The following is a 17,711-nucleotide window of genomic DNA, read 5'->3' on the forward strand; positions in this document are numbered from 1 at the left end:
GCCGCAGGGGTTGGCGCAGTCGAAGATGCCGTAGTGTTCGGGCTTGAGGTGCGGCGCGCCTTCCAGCGTCATCGTGCCGCAAACATGGTCGTTGGCCGCTTCGATGTCTTTCTTGGAAAAGCCCAGGGATTTCAGCAGGTCAAACGTCGGGTCGTTCAGCTTTTCGGCAGGGATGCCAAGGACTTGCGTGCAGAACTCCTCGCCCAATGTCCATTGGTTGAAGACAAAGCGGATGTCGAAGGCCTGTGCCAGCGCCGCGTCGATCTTGGCCAGCTCGTTAGGGCCAAAACCGTGGCCGACCAGCGTGGTGTGGTTGATCGCAGGCGCGTTGCCGATGGTGCCGTGACCGACGGCATAGCCGACGATTTCTTCGATCTGGGCGGAGCCGTAGCCAAGCTTTTCAAGCGCTGCAGGCACCGACTGGTTGATGATCTTGAAATAGCCACCGCCCGCGAGCTTCTTGAATTTCACCAGCGCAAAGTCAGGCTCGATCCCGGTGGTGTCGCAATCCATCACCAGACCGATGGTGCCCGTCGGCGCAATCACAGAGGTTTGCGCGTTGCGGTACCCGTGCTTTTCGCCAAGACGCAGGGCTTCGTCCCAGGTCGCGGTGGCGATGTCGATCAGGTTGGCTTGCGGGCAGTTTGCGTGATCCAGTGGCACGGGTTTGACCGACAGGGCCTCGTAGCCGTCGGTCTTGCCGTGGGCCGCGTTGCGGTGATTGCGGATGACGCGCAGCATATGATCGGCGTTCTTGGCGTGGCCGGGGAAGGCCCCCAGCTCGCCCGCCATCTCGGCGGAGGTGGCATAGGAAACGCCCGTCATGATCGCGGTCAGCGCCCCGCAAAGCGCACGGCCTTCGTCGCTGTCGTAGCTAAAGCCCATGTTCATCAGCAGACCGCCAATGTTGGCGTAGCCCAGACCCAGCGTGCGGAAATCATAGGACCGCTGCGCGATTTCCTTGGACGGGAACTGCGCCATCATCACCGAGATTTCGAGCGTAACGGTCCACAGACGCGAGGCGTGCATATAGTCTTCGACCATGAACTCCTCGTCTTGCAGGAAGGTCAGCAGGTTCATCGACGCGAGGTTACAGGCCGTGTCGTCGAGGAACATGTATTCGGAGCACGGGTTCGACCCGCGGATCGCGCCGTCTTCGGGGCATGTGTGCCAGTCGTTTACCGTGTCGTGATACTGGATACCGGGATCGGCGCAGGCCCAAGCCGCGTGGCCGACTTGCTCCCACAGGTCACGGGCGCGGATGGTTTTCGACACGCGCCCCGTGGTGCGGTCCAGCAGTTCCCAATCGGCGTCTTTTTCGACGGCGTGCAGGAAAGCGTTGGTCACCCGGATCGAGTTGTTGGAGTTCTGGCCCGAGACCGAGGAATAGGCTTCGGAATCCCAGTCGGTGTCATAGGTCGGGAATTCGATCGAGGTATGACCCTGCTTGGCATAATCCAGCACTCGCTTGACGTATGTCTCTGGGATCGCGCATTTTTTCGCGCTGCGGATCGCGGCCTTCAGCTGGTCGTTCTTGGCGGGGTCATAGGCGTCGGCCTCTGCGCCATCCCATGCTTTGATCGCGGCAAACAGCTTGTTCAGCTCGCGTTCATGCATCTTCGAGCCAGCGACGATGCTCGCCACCTTTTGCTCTTCGATGACCTTCCAGTTGATGAAATCCTCGATATCGGGGTGGTCCGCATCAACGATAACCATCTTGGCCGCGCGCCGTGTGGTGCCACCCGATTTGATCGCGCCTGCCGCACGGTCACCGATTTTCAGAAAACCCATCAAGCCAGAGGATTTCCCCCCGCCCGACAGTTTCTCGCCCGCCGCCCGCAGGCTCGAGAAGTTGGTGCCGGTGCCGGAACCGTATTTGAACAGACGCGCCTCGCGGACCCACAGGTCCATAATGCCGCCGTCACCGACCAGATCGTCAGCGACGGACTGGATGAAGCAAGCGTGGGGCTGCGGGTGCTCGTAAGACGATGTCGACCGCGTCAGCTTGCCGGATTTGTAATCAACATAGTAATGCCCCTGCGCGGGACCATCGATGCCGTAAGCCCAATGCAGACCGGTGTTGAACCATTGCGGGCTGTTGGGTGCGCCGCGCTGGCTGGCCAGGATGTGGCGCATCTCGTCATAATAGGCTTGGGCGTCTTCTTCGGTGGTGAAATAGCCACCTTTCCAACCCCAATAGGCCCAAGCGCCGGCCAGACGGTCGAACACTTGCTTCGACGACGTCTCGCCGCCCATGGTCGCGTCATCGGTCGGCACCGAACGCCAGAGGAATTCTGGCACGCCCTTTTCCTTGACCTTCTTGGTCTCGGACGGGACGCCTGCCTTGCGGAAATATTTCTGGGCGATCACATCAGAGGCGACCTGGCTCCAGCTGGAGGGCACTTCGACGTTATCGAGGCGAAAGACCACCGACCCGTCAGGATTGCGGATTTCGGAGGCTGTGCTCACAAAGTCCAGTTCTGCGTAGGCATCCTGACCGGATCGCGTGAATTTTCTCTCGATTTTCATAAGTGCTGCCCCAAATTTTCAAACTCTCAACCAGCGGCATGATCGGGCCGCCAAACCTATCGCCGGTGTGCATCGTCCCCCGCACCCGCATCAGGTTGGTCTTGGATCAAGCCGTTTAACCGGCGCAAATGTGCGAAACCCAATTTCACCCGATCAGCAGGCCACCCCGATCAATCACCAGATGTAGTGGCCCGCCCGTCGATTTACACAAACTGGCGTATGCAGCCCTATTGGGTCAACGGCTTTATTATCGAAATAAGGGAAGTTGCATCTTGACCGGATCGGCATTTTTTGAAGCTTCGGTCGGCGCGGTGATTCAGCGAAATGATATGCACAGACAGCGGATCTCGAGGGTGGTTTTCCACACCGCGGATAAAGTTAATAAACGCTAAGGTTTAGCGCGGCTGGCTCATGTATCGCTTGAGTTATCCACAAAATCCCAAACAGCGGGCTGGGGATAAACATGGCGGAACTGTGGATGATAAAAATTTATGCAGCCACCAGATATAGGTTCGCAATCCCGGCTATCTCACCAGATTTAGAGCGTGCTTCTGTGGCAAAAAAGAACGACTGCACACAAATACAGCGTTCTGATCTGCATGAAGCAGATCAGGAACACTATATGTGGTGGTTCTTAAAGTGGTCGGGGCGAGAAGATTCGAACTTCCGACCCCCTGTACCCAAAACAGGTGCGCTACCAGGCTGCGCCACGCCCCGACTGCGGCTTACTTAGCCCCAAGCAATCGGATTGAAAAGCCCTAAGTTCACAGAAAATGATAGTTTCTGACGAACTAACAGGGCCATGCCGGATTGCGCCCTGCAAACGCGGGATGGCGCAGCTCTGTCCCCGGTGTAATGCCCATCCGCGCGCTTAATCCGCCATTGATTTCCAACACCGCCAGCAGCGCATCACTGCCCCCCTCGAGCGGAGATTCGTCGAGCGGAATCGCATTATGGTGGATGTGCTGCACCACACCACGGGAATCGATGAACAATAGGTCGAGGGGAATCAAAGTGTTGCGCATCCAAAAGCTGAGAGGCTGCGGTTCTTCATAGATAAAGAGCATCCCCGCGCTGCCTGCCAGTGAGGTGCGATGCATCAATCCTTGGGCACGTTCACCGGCATCATCGGCAATCTCGACGCTAAAGCGCGCCTGCCCCCAGTCGCCGCGCAGCGTCACGCTGGTGTCGCTGCATTTGGCAGCGGCCGCCCCTGCCATCGCCAGAGTGGCAAAGGCCAAAAGACCCGCGCGGATCAGCTTTGCGCGGTGCCAGATGAATCGAGTCGTACCGTTTCCCATGCATGTACCTCTGCCGCCATCTGGCCGCGTTCCCCGTTAATGACCCGCAGCGCCAATGCCTCGCCCGGTTGCAAATCCGACAGGCCCGACTGGCGCAACACTTCTATATGTAGAAAGATGTCATCGCTTTTGCCAAACACATTCGCGAAACCAAAGCCTTTGGATTTATCAAACCATTTGACCCGCGCGGGTTCCAGCGGTGCGGCGGCTACCAGCGCGGGATCGATGCCCACGATATCCGATAACGCCATCGCCTGAGCGGCAGCGGGCGGGTGTACCGCATGGACCTGGGTCGCCTGTACCCCGCGTTCGGTCTTTTGCACCGTTAGGTCAATGCGCGCTCCGTCCGCGACAGAGCTTTGTCCGTAATTACGTAACACATTGACGTGCAACAGGATATCAGGCCCGCCAGCGTCTGAGACAACGAAACCGAACCCCTTTGCGGGGTCAAACCATTTCACCACGCCGGAAATGGCAGAGCTATTGCTGGATACTTCTGACACAAATGTCCTTTGGTCTTCTCTAGGTCAGGCAACAGCGTGCCCGCGTACAAAATATCAGCGGCAAAAGCCGCCTTATGGGTTCAATCTCGTTACGCTCCAATCACCGGTTTGTTCGGCACGTCGCCAGACAAAACGGTCATGCAATCTATACTCTCCGTCGGCCCAGAACTCGATTTCGACCGGGGTGATCCGGTAGCCCCCCCAAAAAGGTGGACGGTCTGGGTTTGGCCCCTTTTTGGCGGTGACTTTTGCCACTTCGGCGACCAATGACGCACGGCTGGCTAAAGGGGACGATTGGTCAGAGGCCCAGGCCCCCAACCGGCTTTTGAGCGAACGCGACTTGTAATATGCGTCCGCCTGCGGGCCTTCTTCTTTGGAAACCACGCCGCGCACCCGTATCTGGCGGCGCAGGGATTTCCAATGCATCACGAAAGCAGCCTTGCCCGCGTGATCCAGCTCTTGCGCCTTGGCGCTGGTGTAGTTTGTGTAAAAGACGAATGCCGCGTCTTCGATTTCCTTTAGCAACACCATGCGCGCATTGGGCAGACCGTCGGCATCCACGGTCGATAGCGCGATGGCATTTGGGTCGTTGACCTCTGTCTGCGTTGCCTCATCCAGCCAGCGGCGCGCAATCACAAAGGGATCGTCACCGGCAAAAATGCCTTTGCGCACTTCCATGATCATGATCCCCTTCCTTGCGCATCGACGCAATCTTGCGACAATGCCTTACATCAAATGACATACTAGAACAACTAAACACACCGCCGCGCCGAAAAAACCGCCAGGGCGGTCTATCACGGCGTCCTCTCAAGTGCCGCGATCACCGTGCAGCCTTGATGCCAAACTATCAATAGCATAAACCGGATAAAAGTTCAGTGACATAGTCGAAGGAAGTACAATGGCAAATGACCTGATGGCAGGCAAACGTGGGCTTATCATGGGCCTCGCCAATGACAAGTCGATTGCCTGGGGCATCGCACGCACTCTCGCGGATGCCGGTGCAGAGCTGGCATTCTCGTATCAAGGCGACGCGCTGAAAAAGCGGGTCGATCCGCTGGCGGCGCAACTGGGTAGCGATCTGGTCCTGCCCTGCGATGTGGGGTCGGAAGAGTCGATTGACGCGCTGTTTACCGCTTTGGGCGAACGTTGGGACGGGATCGACTTTATCGTCCACGCGATCGGGTTCTCTGACAAGAACGAATTGCGCGGGCGTTATGTCGACACCAGCCGCGCCAATTTCGCGATGTCGATGGATATCTCTGTCTACTCCTTCACCGCTGTGATGCAGCGCGCGGAAAAGATGATGAAGTCCGGCGGCAGCGCGGTCACGCTCACCTATTACGGTGCCGAAAAAGTGATGCCGCATTATAATGTGATGGGCGTCGCCAAGGCCGCTCTGGAAGCATCGGTCAAATATCTGGCCGAGGATCTGGGCAAGGACGGCATCCGCGTTAACGCGATCAGCGCCGGCCCGATCAAGACATTGGCAGCATCCGGCATCGGCGACTTCCGCTATATCATGAAGTGGAACGAGTATAACTCGCCCCTGCGTCGCAACGTGACCATCGACGATGTGGGTAAATCCGCGCTGTTCCTGCTTAGCGATCTTGGCTCGGGTACGACGGGCGAGAATCTGCATGTGGATGCGGGCTATCACGTGGTGGGCATGAAAGCCGTCGACGCCCCAGACATGGCAAAGGAATAACGACATGAGCAAGGATGCCTCGCGCCTGCCCCATGAAAAAGGGTTTCACATCAGCTGGGACCAGATCCACCGTGACAGCCGTGCGCTGGCGTGGCGTCTGGACGGCATGGGCCCCGATGACGGCGGCTGGCGTGCTGTGGTTGCGATCACCCGTGGCGGCATGGCCCCCGCGATGATCGCCGCCCGCGAGCTGGATATCCGCACCGTCGACACGATTTCGATCAAGTCCTATGACCATCAGGATCAATCGGACGCGGTCGTGCTCAAGGCCCCCGATGCAGAGCTGATGGGCGACGGCACCGGTATCCTGATCATCGACGATCTGGTGGATTCCGGTAAAACCCTTGAAGTCGTGCGCCAGCTTTATCCCAATGCGCATCTGGCCACCGTCTATGCCAAGCCCAAGGGCCGCCCGCAGGTGGATACCTTCATTACCGAAGTCAGCCAGGATACCTGGATTTTCTTCCCCTGGGATATGGCGCTGCAATATGTAGAGCCCTACCGCGGCAAAGACTAAACGGCCCCCCCGCAGATACCTGCCTTCGGCGAGGATTTAGGACCATTTGGAAGCAGCGGCCCCGCGCCGTGTCAGACTTTGCGCTGGTCCGCTCGCCGAAGCGCCCCCTCCCTCGCCCAGTCAGGAGCATTGACCATGACCCCGCGTACCGCCGCGACTTTCTCTCCTCCGGTGATGGAGGCGCGCCGCTGGTTGACGGGCGTCCATTTTGACGCCGACCGCCCCCTGATCAACGTGAGCCAAGCCGCCCCTGTCGATCCGCCCCCGCAGGCCATGCGTCAGGCCATGGCTGATGTCGCGCTGAACAACGATGATGCGCATCTTTACGGGCCGGTGCTGGGTCTGCCCGAATTGCGTGACGAGCTGGCCGCGCAGGTCAGCGCCCATTACGCTGGCGCGGTAGAGCCCGCGCAAGCGGCGATTACATCGGGCTGCAATCAGGCCTTTGCCGCTGCGATTGCCACGCTCTGTGCCGAGGGGGACGAGGTGATCCTGCCGGTGCCGTGGTACTTTAACCACAAGATGTGGCTGGACATGTCGGGTGTCGCCGCCGTGCCGCTGCCGGTGGGGGATGCGCTCTTACCCGACCCGGATCAGGCTGCCGCCCTGATCACCGACCGCACCCGTGCCATCGCTTTGGTCACGCCCAACAACCCCGGCGGCGTTGAATACCCCGAAGAGCTGGTGCAGGCGTTTTTCGATCTGGCCCGTGCGCGCGGTATCGCCCTCATCCTGGACGAGACCTATCGCGACTTTGACAGTCGTTCCGGCCCGCCGCACCGTCTGTTTCAGGACCCCGACTGGCACGATACGTTGATCCATTTATATTCTTTTTCAAAGGCCTACCGTCTGACTGGTCACCGAGTGGGCGCGATTGTCGCCTCTCAGGCACGTCTTGCCGAGGTTGAGAAGTTCCTGGATACCGTTGCCATTTGTCCCGGCCAGATCGGTCAGCATGCCGCCCTTTGGGGGATGCAGAACCTTGACACATGGCTGGCCGGCGAGCGGCGCGAGATCCTGGCGCGGCGACAGGCGATTGCCGACAGCATGCACCGTTTGGACGCGAAAGGCTGGAAGCTTTTGGGGCTTGGCGGCTATTTCGCCTATCTCTCGCATCCCTTTGACGAAAGCTCTGCCACATTGGCCCCGCGGCTGGTGCGCGAGGCGGCCGTGCTGACCCTGCCCGGCACCATGTTCCATCCGGCAGAAGATATCACCGGCGGGCGGCATCTGCGCCTCGCTTTTGCCAATCTGGATGTCGCAGGCATTGAGGTGCTGTTTGACCGTCTGACACAGGTCTAACGCGGCTCTTGCCCCCCTGCCGCGCACCGCATAGACAGGGCAAAACGTGCGTTTAAGGGATGACACCATGAAAGCCAAAGGCAACAGCTTTACGAAAACCGCAGTATGGGGGCTGATGGGTCTTTTGATCCTGGGTCTGGGCGGTTTTGGCGCGGTCAATCTGAACGGCAGCGCACGCACCGTCGGCGAAGTGGGCGACAAGTCTATCTCGGTTGACGATTATGCCCGCGAGCTGCAGCAGCAGATCCGCGCCATCGAAAGCCAGTCCGGCGAACAGCTTAGCTTTCAAGAAGCCCAAGCCATCGGGCTGGACCGTGCCGTGCTGCAACGTCTGGTCCGTTTGCGCGCGCTCGACAATGAGGCCGACGAGATGGGCCTGTCCATCGGCGACGCGAACCTGCGCGAACGCGTTGTGGAAATCCCGTCGTTTCAAGGCGTTGACGGGAATTTTGACCGCGAGGGCTATCGCTTTGCCCTACAGCAGGCCGGTCTGAACGAGAATGAATTCGAACAATCGCTGCGCGAGGAAGCGGGCCGCACCCTGTTGCAGGAAGCGATCACCGGCGGGGTTGCGATGCCCGACGCCTATGCTGACACGCTTGTCTCCTATGTGGGCGAGCAGCGCAGCTTTACCTGGGCCAAACTGACGCAAGATGATCTGGATGCGCCCCTGCCCGACGCCACCGATGCGCAGCTGCAGGCCTATTACGACGAGAACGCCGACCAGTTCATTCTGCCCGCCAGCAAGACCATCAGCTATATCACGATGGGCCCGCAGGATCTGCTGGACGAAGTAGAGCTGACCGACGAAGAGCTTCAGGCCGCCTATGACGACCGCGCGGATGAATACATCCAGCCCGAACGCCGCTTGGTCGAACGTCTGGTCTTCCGCGATCAGGAGGCAGCCGATCAGGCTGCCGCCGCGCTCGAGGTTGATGGCAACACATTTGAGGGGCTGGTCGCGGACCGTGGGCTTTCCCTGTCGGATGTGGATCTTGGCGATCTGAGCCAGCAACAGCTGGGTGCCGCAGGGGACGCCGTGTTTGCTGCCGAAGTGGGTGATATTGTCGGCCCGCTGCCCAGCAACCTCGGGCCTGCATTGTTCCGTGTGAACGGTGTGCTGCCGTCGCTGAACACCACCTTCGAAGAAGCCCGCCCGACGCTGGTGCAAGACCTTGCCGCGGACCGCGCGGCCCGCCTGGTAGAGGTCCGCGCCCAGGATCTGGATGACCAATTGGCCGGTGGGGCCACGCTGGAACAGATCGCCGAGGAAAGCAAAATGACCCTCAGCACCATCGAATGGACCCAGGACAGCAGCGAAAGCATCGCCGCCTATGCCGGTTTCCGCGAGGCCGCGACACGTCTGACCGAAGGCGACTTCCCCCAGATCCAGCAGCTGGATGACGGTAGCGTTTTTGCCATGCGTCTTGATGGCACCAAAGAGGAACGCCCCAACCCGTTTGACGCCGCACGTGCAGACGTGGCCGAGGCGTGGCAGAACGAACAATTGATCACCGCCCTGCGTGCCAAGGCCGAGACCCTGCAGGCCGAACTTGCCGATGGCGCTGATTTTGCCGAGCTGGGGCTGGAGCCCAAGACCGGGACCGACCAGACCCGCGACGCCGTGGTCAGCGCCGCACCGCAGGGGTTTATCGCCGCTGTGTTTGACGCAGCCCCCGGCGAGGTCGAACTGCTGGAAGGTGCCGATGAGGTCGCGCTTGTCCGTCTTGATAGCATCAAGGACGCGGGCGAGAATGACCGGATGACGCAGGTCAAAACCCAGATCGCCACCCAGCTGGATGACCAGCTGTCGCAAGCGCTTTTCGCCGCTTTCTCTGACGACGTGATCCGCCGGACGGCACCGCGTGTCGATCAGCAGGCGATCAACGCCGTCCACGTGAACTTCCCCTAAGGTAGGTCTCCCATGTCGTTGACACCCGATTATGACAGCTTTGCCGCAGGCTATGCGGCGGGCAAGAACCAGATCGTTTATACCCGTCTGGCTGCCGATCTGGATACGCCTGTTTCGCTGATGCTCAAGCTCACCGGTGCGGCACAGAACGCCTTTGTTCTGGAATCTGTGACCGGCGGCGAGGTCCGCGGGCGCTATTCGATTATCGGGATGAAGCCCGATCTGATCTGGCGCTGTCAGGGCACCACGTCGGCCATCAACCGTTCGGCACGCTATGACGTGGATGCCTTCGACGATGTCGCGGGGGATCCGCTGGATACTTTGCGTGCGGTGATCGCGGAGTCGAAGATCGACCTGCCCGATGACCTGCCGCAAGCCGCCGCCGGGCTGTTCGGCTATCTGGGGTATGACATGATCCGGCTGGTGGAACATCTGCCGAATGTGAACCCCGATCCCATGGGGCTGCCCGATGCGATGATGGTGCGCCCCTCGGTGATTGCCGTGCTTGACGGGGTCAAGGGCGAGGTCACGATCGTGTCGCCAGCTTGGGTGTCTGACGGGCAATCGGCCAAGGCCGCTTATGCCCAAGCCGCCGAACGCGTGATGGATGCGGTGCGTGATCTGGAACGGTCGATGCCCGGCACCAGCCGTGATCTGGGCGACGCCCACGAAGAATCCGCCCCCGTCAGCAATTTCACCCGCGAAGGCTATAAATCCGCCGTTGAAAAAGCGCGGGAATATATCGTGGCGGGCGACATCTTTCAGGTGGTGCCGTCGCAACGGTGGGCGCAGGGGTTCTCGCAGCCGCCGTTCGCGCTGTATCGCAGTCTGCGCCGGACCAACCCGTCGCCCTTCATGTTCTATTTCAACTTCGGTGATTTCCACGTCGTCGGGGCCTCGCCCGAGATCCTTGTGCGCGTCTTCGGCAACGAGATCACGATCCGCCCCGTTGCAGGTACCCGTCGTCGCGGGGCCACGCCGGAAGAAGACCGCGCGCTGGAGGCTGATCTGCTGGCCGACCAGAAAGAGCTGGCTGAGCATCTGATGCTGCTTGATCTGGGCCGCAATGACGTGGGCCGGGTCGCCAAGATCGGCACCGTGCGCCCGACCGAGGAATTCATCGTCGAACGCTACAGCCACGTGATGCACATCGTGTCCAATGTCGTGGGCGAGCTGCGCGAAGACCGCGATGCGCTGGATGCCTTCTTTGCCGGGATGCCTGCGGGCACCGTTTCAGGCGCGCCCAAGGTCCGCGCGATGGAGATTATCGACGAGCTGGAACCCGAGAAACGCGGGCTCTACGGCGGCGGTGTAGGCTACTTTAGCGCGGGCGGCGACATGGACATGTGCATCGCGCTGCGCACGGCCGTCATCAAGGACAAGACCCTGTATATTCAGGCCGGCGGCGGCGTCGTCTATGACAGCGACGCAGAGGCGGAGTATATGGAAACGGTGCATAAATCCGACGCGATCCGCCGTGCGGCGGCCGATGCAGCACGCTTCGCAGGTCAAGGGAACAGCTGAGGATGCCGACCCAAGCCCCGTTCGAGATTGCGGGTCAACACGTGGCGCCCGGCTCTCGGGCACAGATCGACTTGCCGATCTCGATCCTGCCGGACCACACGCCTGTCGGGCTCTCGCTTGAAGTGATCCACGGCAAGCGCCCCGGCCCCACCATGTTTGTCAGCGCCGCTGTTCACGGGGACGAGCTGATCGGGGTCGAGATCGTGCGCCGTCTGCTGCGCGCACCGCAGTTGAAATCCCTGCGGGGGACGCTGCTGGTGATCCCGGTGGTGAACTCTTTCGGTTTCCTGAACCGGTCACGCTATCTGCCGGACCGGCGCGATCTGAATCGCTGTTTTCCGGGGCACCCGTCTGGGTCTTTGGGGTCACGGCTGGCGCATATCTTTCTGAACGACGTGGTGCTGCGCTGTGATTTCGGAATCGATCTGCATTCAGCCGCGATCCACCGGACCAACCTGCCGCAGGTGCGGATCTCTCCATCAGATGCGGTGACGCGGCGCATGGCCGCCAGCTTTGCCGCACCGGTGGTGCTGACCTCGCCCCTGCGCGACGGATCGCTGCGCGCGGTCGCCGCGAAACAAGGCACGCCGATCCTGCTCTACGAGGCGGGCGAAGGGCTGCGCTTTGACGAGATGGCGGTGCGCGCGGGCGTTGCGGGTATCTTGCGGGTCATGCATGCCGAAGACATGCTGCCGGCCAAGGGCATCACCCCTTCACGCAGGCAGTCCCATGTCTGCTCAAGCTCGACCTGGCTGCGCGCGCCCGTGGGTGGGCTGCTGCGCACCTTCAGGGCCGAGGGGGAGACCGTGAAACAGGGCGACGCACTGGCGACAGTCTCTGACCCGTTCGGCAAGACCGAAGAGGATATTATCGCACCCCATGACGGTATCCTGATCGGCCGCGCGATCCTGCCCGTGGTGAACGAGGGCGACGCGGTCTTCCACTTGGCAAAGCTGCTGCCCAAGGCGGTGGCAGACACGGTCGAGGATATGATCACGCAGCTCGAAAGCGACCCGCTGTTCGACGAAGACGAGATTATCTAGGCAGATCACACTCAGGCACGTCGAAGCCCGCGCAGCGCGCAGGTTTTGACGGCTTTACCGGTGGATCATTCAGGCGTCGCGTTTTTCAGCACGGCTGAGACAGGGGCGAGTGCGACCTGGCTGGCACGGTCCTGTAACCCCCAGACCAACAGCGCCGAGATCGTCTCGGGCCGCATCCGCCCCATCATGATCACCGACCCTTCGATCCCCGCCTTGAACGCGGCCTGATCAAGGAACCGCCGGATCACGGTGGGCGTCTGCCCCTTGCTGTCAAAGTCGCGGAACACGGGTGCAGCGGGCACGCCCTCTTTCACTGCAAGCTTGGGCATCGTGTTCAGCCCCTTGTCCTGGGTCACAAGGCCATAGCCCCCCTGCCCAAGGATCGCAGTCACCTGATCTGCTGTTGCGCGGTCGGGTTGCAGCCCGGCACCCAGCCCTTCCAGCACGCCGATCACTTCGGGCATGCGCGAGAAGGCGACCGCCAGCGTGGTCTCTGCATCGCTTGGCTGCGCGCCTTGAGGCAGGTCGACCATCGCCAGCACCTCGAACCCTTCATTGCGGTAGGTCTGCATGCGCTCTGCCGCGTCTGGCAGGCTGACGTCGACGGCAAAGCTCAGCGGATAGGGAAAGCTGCGCAGCGCGGCGATACCGACCTCGCCCCCTTGCAGGTCACTGCCCACGTCCATCAACAGGACGCTCATCAGCGGTTTGTCATCAGGGTTCGCGAAAGGCTGACCATACCGGGTGATCGCGGGGCTTTGTGCGGTGGCTTGCGCCTCGGGGGCGGTCTGTTCGCCCGATTGGGCGGTCGGCAGGCGGTTGATCGTCACGCCCGTATCCCGTTCAGAGGTGATCGCCGCAGGGGTACCGATTGTGGGCCGCCCGTCTGTGCGTTGCTCGGGCGCGCCAAAGACAACATCGGCGGGGGCTTCTTCGGGTTGCGCGTCGGGCGCGCTTGGCGCGGTGGCGACATCGGTATCCGGCGTGGGCGACACTGGCGTGTCGACGCTTTCGTCGGCGGTGACGGGCGGTGCTGTCCGGGTCTCGATGCCAAGCGCATCCGGCTCGGTCGGTTCCATCGGTGCGAGCGCCATCGGATTGGGCAAGACAGGATCATCGAGCGTGATCTTCGGTGCAGCCGCATCGAGCACGGTCACGGAGGCTGTCGCGTCGATATCCTGTGCGATCTGCGGCGCGGGCTGCGGCGTTGGGGCGACCTCTGGCTCGGGCTGTGGTTCAGCCTCTACCGTCTCAGGCGCTGCCGCGACGTCCGGCGCGTCCTCTAAAGGTGCGTCTTGAACAGCCTCTTGCGCGACCGGTGCTTCTACTTCTGGTGCGACCCCGGCTTTCGGCACAGTCTCGGGCTCTGGTTCAACGGTCGGCTCCTCGACGACAGGCTCTTCGACAACTGGCTCCGGCTCTGGCGTGATCACATCCTCGTTAGTGTCCTCAGCTGCCGTCAGGGGCGTTTCATCAGCCGCTACCACCGGGGGTTCCGGCATTTCGGGCGCGTTGGTCGCGCGCTCTGCGTCAGGCGCGTCACTTGGCACAGGCGTGTCTTGCAAGGGCGCGGGCCCCATAGGCACCATGAAGGACGCGACACCGGCGACGCCGACACTGAATACCGCACCAATGAGGATGCCGCCAATAAACCCGCGTGACATAGATGATCGCTCCTGTTTTTGTTCCGGTTCGCGCGGCTCTCCGGCCTGCTGCCCTTGACGATAGGTCTTAACCCTGAACATGTATCAGCGGACATTATACCGTGGTTTTGCGCGGTTCCTCTAGCCCTAAACCCTGCCCCAATACAAAGAATTGCCGCATGCTGCTCTTGATAGATAACTACGATAGCTTCACCTACAACCTCGTACACTATCTGGGTGACCTCGGGGCCGAAGTCGAAATCCGCCGCAACGACCAGATCGACGTGCAGGCCGCGATGGCGATGAACCCCGCGGGGATCATCCTGTCGCCCGGCCCCTGCGACCCGGATCAAGCGGGCATCTGCCTTGCGTTGACGGCAGCCGCCGCCGAAACAAGCACGCCGCTATTGGGTGTGTGCCTTGGCCATCAGACGCTGGGTCAGGCGTTCGGCGGCAAGGTCGTGCGCGCGGGCGAAATCGTGCACGGCAAGATGGGCATGATGCACCACAAGGGTCAGGGCGTCTTTGCGGGGCTGCCATCGCCCTTTGCCGCGACGCGCTATCATTCGCTGATCGTTGACCGCGCCACCCTGCCCGACTGTCTTGAGATCACGGCAGAGCTTGAGGACGGCACGATCATGGGCCTGCAACACCGTGACCTGCCGCTGCATGGCGTGCAGTTCCACCCGGAATCGATCCGTTCGGACCACGGTCACCAGATGCTGCAAAACTTTCTGAACAACGTAAAGGTGCCCGCATGAGCGATGCTCTGAAACCTCTGATCGATGCGGCCGCCAATGGCCCGCTGACCCGCGATCAGGCCGAGACCGCGTTCCAGATCCTGTTCGAGGGCGAAGCGACCCCAAGCCAGATCGGTGGTTTCCTGATGGCCCTGCGCACCCGTGGCGAGACGGTGGATGAATATGCTGCCGCCGCCCATGTCATGCGCGCCAAATGCAATCCCGTCACCGCCCCCGAAGGCGCGATGGACATCGTGGGGACCGGTGGTGATGGCAAGGGCACGCTGAATATCTCTACCGCGACGGCCTTTGTCGTTGCCGGCGCGGGCGTCGTGGTGGCGAAACATGGCAACCGCAACCTGTCGTCCAAATCCGGCGCGGCGGATGCGCTGACGCAGATGGGGCTCAAGGTGATGGTCGGACCAAAAGTGGTCGAGGCCGCCCTGCGCGATGCGGGCATCGGCTTTATGATGGCCCCGATGCACCATCCCGCGATTGCCCATGTCATGCCCACGCGGTCCGAACTGGGCACACGCACGATCTTCAACATCCTCGGCCCGCTGACCAACCCTGCGGGCGTCAAACGGCAGCTGACCGGGGCCTATCGCCGCGATCTGATCCGCCCGATGGCCGAAACACTTGGCGCGCTTGGCTCTGAAAAAGCGTGGCTTGTGCATGGCTCCGACGGGACGGACGAGCTGACGATCACCGGCACCAGCTGGATCGCCGCGCTGAACCCTGATGGCACCATTTCCGAATTCGAGATCACGCCCGAAGACGCGGGCCTTCCGGTCCATCCGTTCGAGGATATCATCGGCGGCACACCCGAAGAAAACGCACGTTATTTCAACGCACTGCTGGACGGAACCCCATCGGCCTACCGAGATGCGGTCTTGCTCAATTCGGCGGCGGCGCTGGTCGTGGCCGATGCCGCGCCCGATCTGAAAGCGGGGGTAGAGATGGCGCGCCACAGCATCGACAGCGGTGCGGCCCGTGACAAGATCACCCAAGTCGCGCGGATCACCCAGACCGCATGAGCCGTTTTGACCTGTCGCGCCTCGGGGCCTGGCGCGACCTTGCGTTCTTTGACGACACCCTGCCCGGCATCGCCGCCGCGCTAGCCGCGGACCCGCGCGAGACGCTGCCGCCCCGACCGCAGGTTTTCGCCGCGCTGGAACATACCCAGCCCGACGCGGTGCGCGTGGTGATCCTGGGGCAAGATCCCTATCCCACCCCCGGCCACGCCCACGGCTTTGCCTTCTCCGCCAGCGCCGATACCAAACCGCTGCCCCGTTCGCTGTCCAATATCTATAAGGAAATGGTGGATGACATCGGCGCCTGCCCACCGGATGCCGATCTGCGGTTCTGGGCGGATCAGGGCGTGCTGTTGTTGAACACCACATTGACCGTGCCTGCGCGGGACGCAGGCGGCCATGGGAAACTGGGCTGGCAGCAGCTGACCACGCAAATTCTTGGCCGCTTGGCCGACCGTCCCCGCGCCTATTTGCTGTGGGGTGCGCATGCCCAGAAAGTCGCGCGGGATGTGGACGGGGGACCGAACTTCAAGCTCGAAACCCCGCACCCGTCGCCCCTGTCCGCGCGGCGTGGGTTTTTCGGGTCACGCCCCTTCTCGCGCTGCAATGACTGGTTGCACGCCCAAGGCCAAGCGGCCATAAACTGGGCAACACCGGAGACATCATGACCGATACCAACACTGGCACCATCCTAGACAAGATCAAAGCCTACAAGCTGGAAGAGATCGCCGCCGACAAGGCCGCCAAACCGCTTGAGGCCGTAGAGGCAGAGGCGCGCGCCGCCTCGCCCGTGCGCCCCTTTGCCGACGCGTTGTTCGACGCCTCGCGCGAGGGGTACGGGCTGATTGCCGAGGTCAAGAAGGCAAGCCCGTCAAAAGGGTTGATCCGCGCCGATTTCGACCCCGCTACACTGGCCGCTGCCTATGCCGCGGGTGGTGCGACCTGTCTGTCGGTGCTGACAGACACGCCCAGCTTTCAGGGGGCCAAGGAATATCTTGTCGCCGCCCGTGAGGCCTGCACCCTGCCCGTGCTGCGCAAGGATTTCATGTACGACCCCTATCAGGTCGCCGAAGCCCGCGCGCTTGGGGCCGATTGTATCCTGATCATCATGGCCTCTGTCAGCGATGCCCAAGCGATCGAGCTTGAGGACGCCGCCGCCCAATGGGGCATGGACGCGCTGATCGAGGTGCATGACAAGGAAGAGCTGGACCGCGCCGCCGTGCTGAAAAGCCGCATGATGGGGATCAACAACCGCAACCTCAAAACCTTCGAGACGACGCTTGATACCACGCGCCGCCTGTCGAAACATGTGGATGTGGAAAAGATGATCGTATCGGAAAGCGGGCTGAACACGCCCGAAGATCTGGCCGATATGGCGAAATACGGATCGCGGGTGTTCCTGATCGGGGAAAGCCTGATGCGTCAGGACGATGTAGAGGTCGCAACCCGCAACCTGCTGGCCACACCGCTGCGGCCGGGGGGCATGTAATGGCGCTCACGCATTTTGACGGTAAGGGTGACGCGCATATGGTCGACGTGTCGGACAAGCCCGTGACGTCGCGGGTGGCCGTTGCTGAAACCCACATCAAGATGTTGCGCGAAACCTTTGATATCATTACCGAAGGCCGCGCTAAAAAGGGTGATGTCATGGGTGTGGCACGTCTGGCGGGGATCATGGCTGCAAAACGCACCGCCGATCTGATTCCGCTGTGCCACCCTCTGCCGATCACCAAAGTGTCGGTTGAACTGACACCCGATGCCGACCTGCCCGGCCTGCGCATCGCCGCGACCGTCAAGACCACCGGACAGACCGGCGTCGAGATGGAGGCGCTGACCGCCGCCTCTGTCACCGCGCTGACCGTCTATGACATGGCCAAGGCCGTGGACAAAGGTATGGAAATCGGCGGCCTGCGGGTCGTGCTGAAAGACGGCGGCAAATCGGGCCGATACGAGGCAGA

16 protein-coding genes and 1 tRNA gene are annotated in these 17,711 nt (G+C 61.4%); 11 read left to right on the forward strand and 6 right to left on the reverse strand.

Annotation, left to right across the window (positions count from 1 at the left end; genetic code table 11):
* From B3849_RS08310 to pdxH, 5 genes are all read right to left on the reverse strand, one after another.
* The coding region (locus tag B3849_RS08310; RefSeq protein WP_286780016.1) for an adenosylcobalamin-dependent ribonucleoside-diphosphate reductase at window positions 1-2,529 on the reverse strand (2,529 nt) is incomplete at its 3' end.
* 640 nt (window positions 2,530-3,169) lie between these two features.
* Window positions 3,170-3,246: transfer RNA gene (locus B3849_RS08315), tRNA-Pro, on the reverse strand.
* Window positions 3,247-3,320: 74 nt separating this feature from the next.
* A complete protein-coding gene (locus B3849_RS08320) occupies window positions 3,321-3,749 on the reverse strand; it encodes a DUF192 domain-containing protein (protein WP_243251820.1) in 429 nt (142 codons plus the stop codon).
* A gap of 35 nt (window positions 3,750-3,784) precedes the next feature.
* Window positions 3,785-4,333, reverse strand: a complete 549-nt coding sequence (locus tag B3849_RS08325; protein ID WP_174226609.1) for a cold-shock protein — start codon at window positions 4,331-4,333, stop codon at window positions 3,785-3,787.
* Between the two features lie 72 nt (window positions 4,334-4,405).
* Window positions 4,406-5,011 carry a pyridoxamine 5'-phosphate oxidase gene (pdxH, locus tag B3849_RS08330; RefSeq protein WP_278425482.1) on the reverse strand — a complete coding sequence of 202 codons (606 nt, stop codon included), beginning with the start codon at window positions 5,009-5,011 and terminating at the stop codon, window positions 4,406-4,408.
* 220 nt (window positions 5,012-5,231) lie between these two features.
* On the opposite strand from pdxH, the gene fabI reads away from it, so the two are divergent.
* From fabI to B3849_RS08360, 6 genes are all read left to right on the forward strand, one after another.
* On the forward strand, window positions 5,232-6,038 hold the full coding sequence (gene fabI, locus B3849_RS08335; protein ID WP_005853827.1) for an enoyl-ACP reductase FabI: 807 nt from the start codon (window positions 5,232-5,234) through the stop codon (window positions 6,036-6,038).
* 4 nt (window positions 6,039-6,042) lie between these two features.
* Entirely contained in the window at window positions 6,043-6,555 is a 513-nt protein-coding gene (gpt, locus tag B3849_RS08340; protein WP_005853828.1) for a xanthine phosphoribosyltransferase, read from the forward strand.
* Window positions 6,556-6,690: 135 nt separating this feature from the next.
* Window positions 6,691-7,857: an aminotransferase gene (locus tag B3849_RS08345; RefSeq protein ID WP_278425448.1), complete on the forward strand. Its 1,167-nt coding sequence runs from the start codon at window positions 6,691-6,693 to the stop codon at window positions 7,855-7,857.
* 67 nt (window positions 7,858-7,924) lie between these two features.
* The gene (locus tag B3849_RS08350) at window positions 7,925-9,769 is read left to right on the forward strand and encodes a peptidyl-prolyl cis-trans isomerase (protein ID WP_074634369.1); all 1,845 of its coding nucleotides are present in this window, start codon (window positions 7,925-7,927) and stop codon (window positions 9,767-9,769) included.
* 12 nt (window positions 9,770-9,781) lie between these two features.
* Window positions 9,782-11,293 carry an anthranilate synthase component I gene (gene trpE / locus B3849_RS08355; protein WP_005853832.1) on the forward strand — a complete coding sequence of 504 codons (1,512 nt, stop codon included), beginning with the start codon at window positions 9,782-9,784 and terminating at the stop codon, window positions 11,291-11,293.
* Window positions 11,294-11,295: 2 nt separating this feature from the next.
* Entirely contained in the window at window positions 11,296-12,336 is a 1,041-nt protein-coding gene (locus B3849_RS08360) for a succinylglutamate desuccinylase/aspartoacylase family protein (protein WP_286780017.1), read from the forward strand.
* A 65-nt stretch (window positions 12,337-12,401) separates the two neighbouring features.
* Here the strand turns inward: B3849_RS08360 and B3849_RS08365 are convergent, their stop codons facing one another.
* Window positions 12,402-14,000 carry a divergent polysaccharide deacetylase family protein gene (locus B3849_RS08365; protein ID WP_278425450.1) on the reverse strand — a complete coding sequence of 533 codons (1,599 nt, stop codon included), beginning with the start codon at window positions 13,998-14,000 and terminating at the stop codon, window positions 12,402-12,404.
* A 158-nt stretch (window positions 14,001-14,158) separates the two neighbouring features.
* Here B3849_RS08365 and B3849_RS08370 point away from each other — a divergent pair, with 158 nt between their 5' ends.
* From B3849_RS08370 to moaC, 5 genes are all read left to right on the forward strand, one after another.
* Entirely contained in the window at window positions 14,159-14,740 is a 582-nt protein-coding gene (locus B3849_RS08370; RefSeq protein WP_005853838.1) for an anthranilate synthase component II, read from the forward strand.
* Window positions 14,737-15,756, forward strand: a complete 1,020-nt coding sequence (gene trpD, locus B3849_RS08375; RefSeq protein ID WP_278425451.1) for an anthranilate phosphoribosyltransferase — start codon at window positions 14,737-14,739, stop codon at window positions 15,754-15,756. The genes B3849_RS08370 and trpD overlap by 4 nt, the downstream gene beginning before the upstream one ends.
* A complete protein-coding gene (locus tag B3849_RS08380) occupies window positions 15,753-16,421 on the forward strand; it encodes a uracil-DNA glycosylase (RefSeq protein WP_064216417.1) in 669 nt (222 codons plus the stop codon). Before trpD ends, B3849_RS08380 begins: the two co-directional genes overlap by 4 nt.
* Window positions 16,418-17,242 carry an indole-3-glycerol phosphate synthase TrpC gene (gene trpC / locus B3849_RS08385; protein ID WP_009824807.1) on the forward strand — a complete coding sequence of 275 codons (825 nt, stop codon included), beginning with the start codon at window positions 16,418-16,420 and terminating at the stop codon, window positions 17,240-17,242. The genes B3849_RS08380 and trpC overlap by 4 nt, the downstream gene beginning before the upstream one ends.
* Window positions 17,242-17,711: cyclic pyranopterin monophosphate synthase MoaC (gene moaC / locus B3849_RS08390; protein WP_286780018.1), on the forward strand; the 470-nt coding region annotated here is incomplete at its 3' end. The genes trpC and moaC, both read left to right, overlap by 1 nt.

Origin of the sequence: Sulfitobacter sp. UBA4523 (assembly GCF_002388305.1) — a bacterium.
In the GTDB taxonomy this organism is placed as follows: Bacteria; Pseudomonadota; Alphaproteobacteria; order Rhodobacterales; family Rhodobacteraceae; genus Sulfitobacter; species Sulfitobacter pontiacus.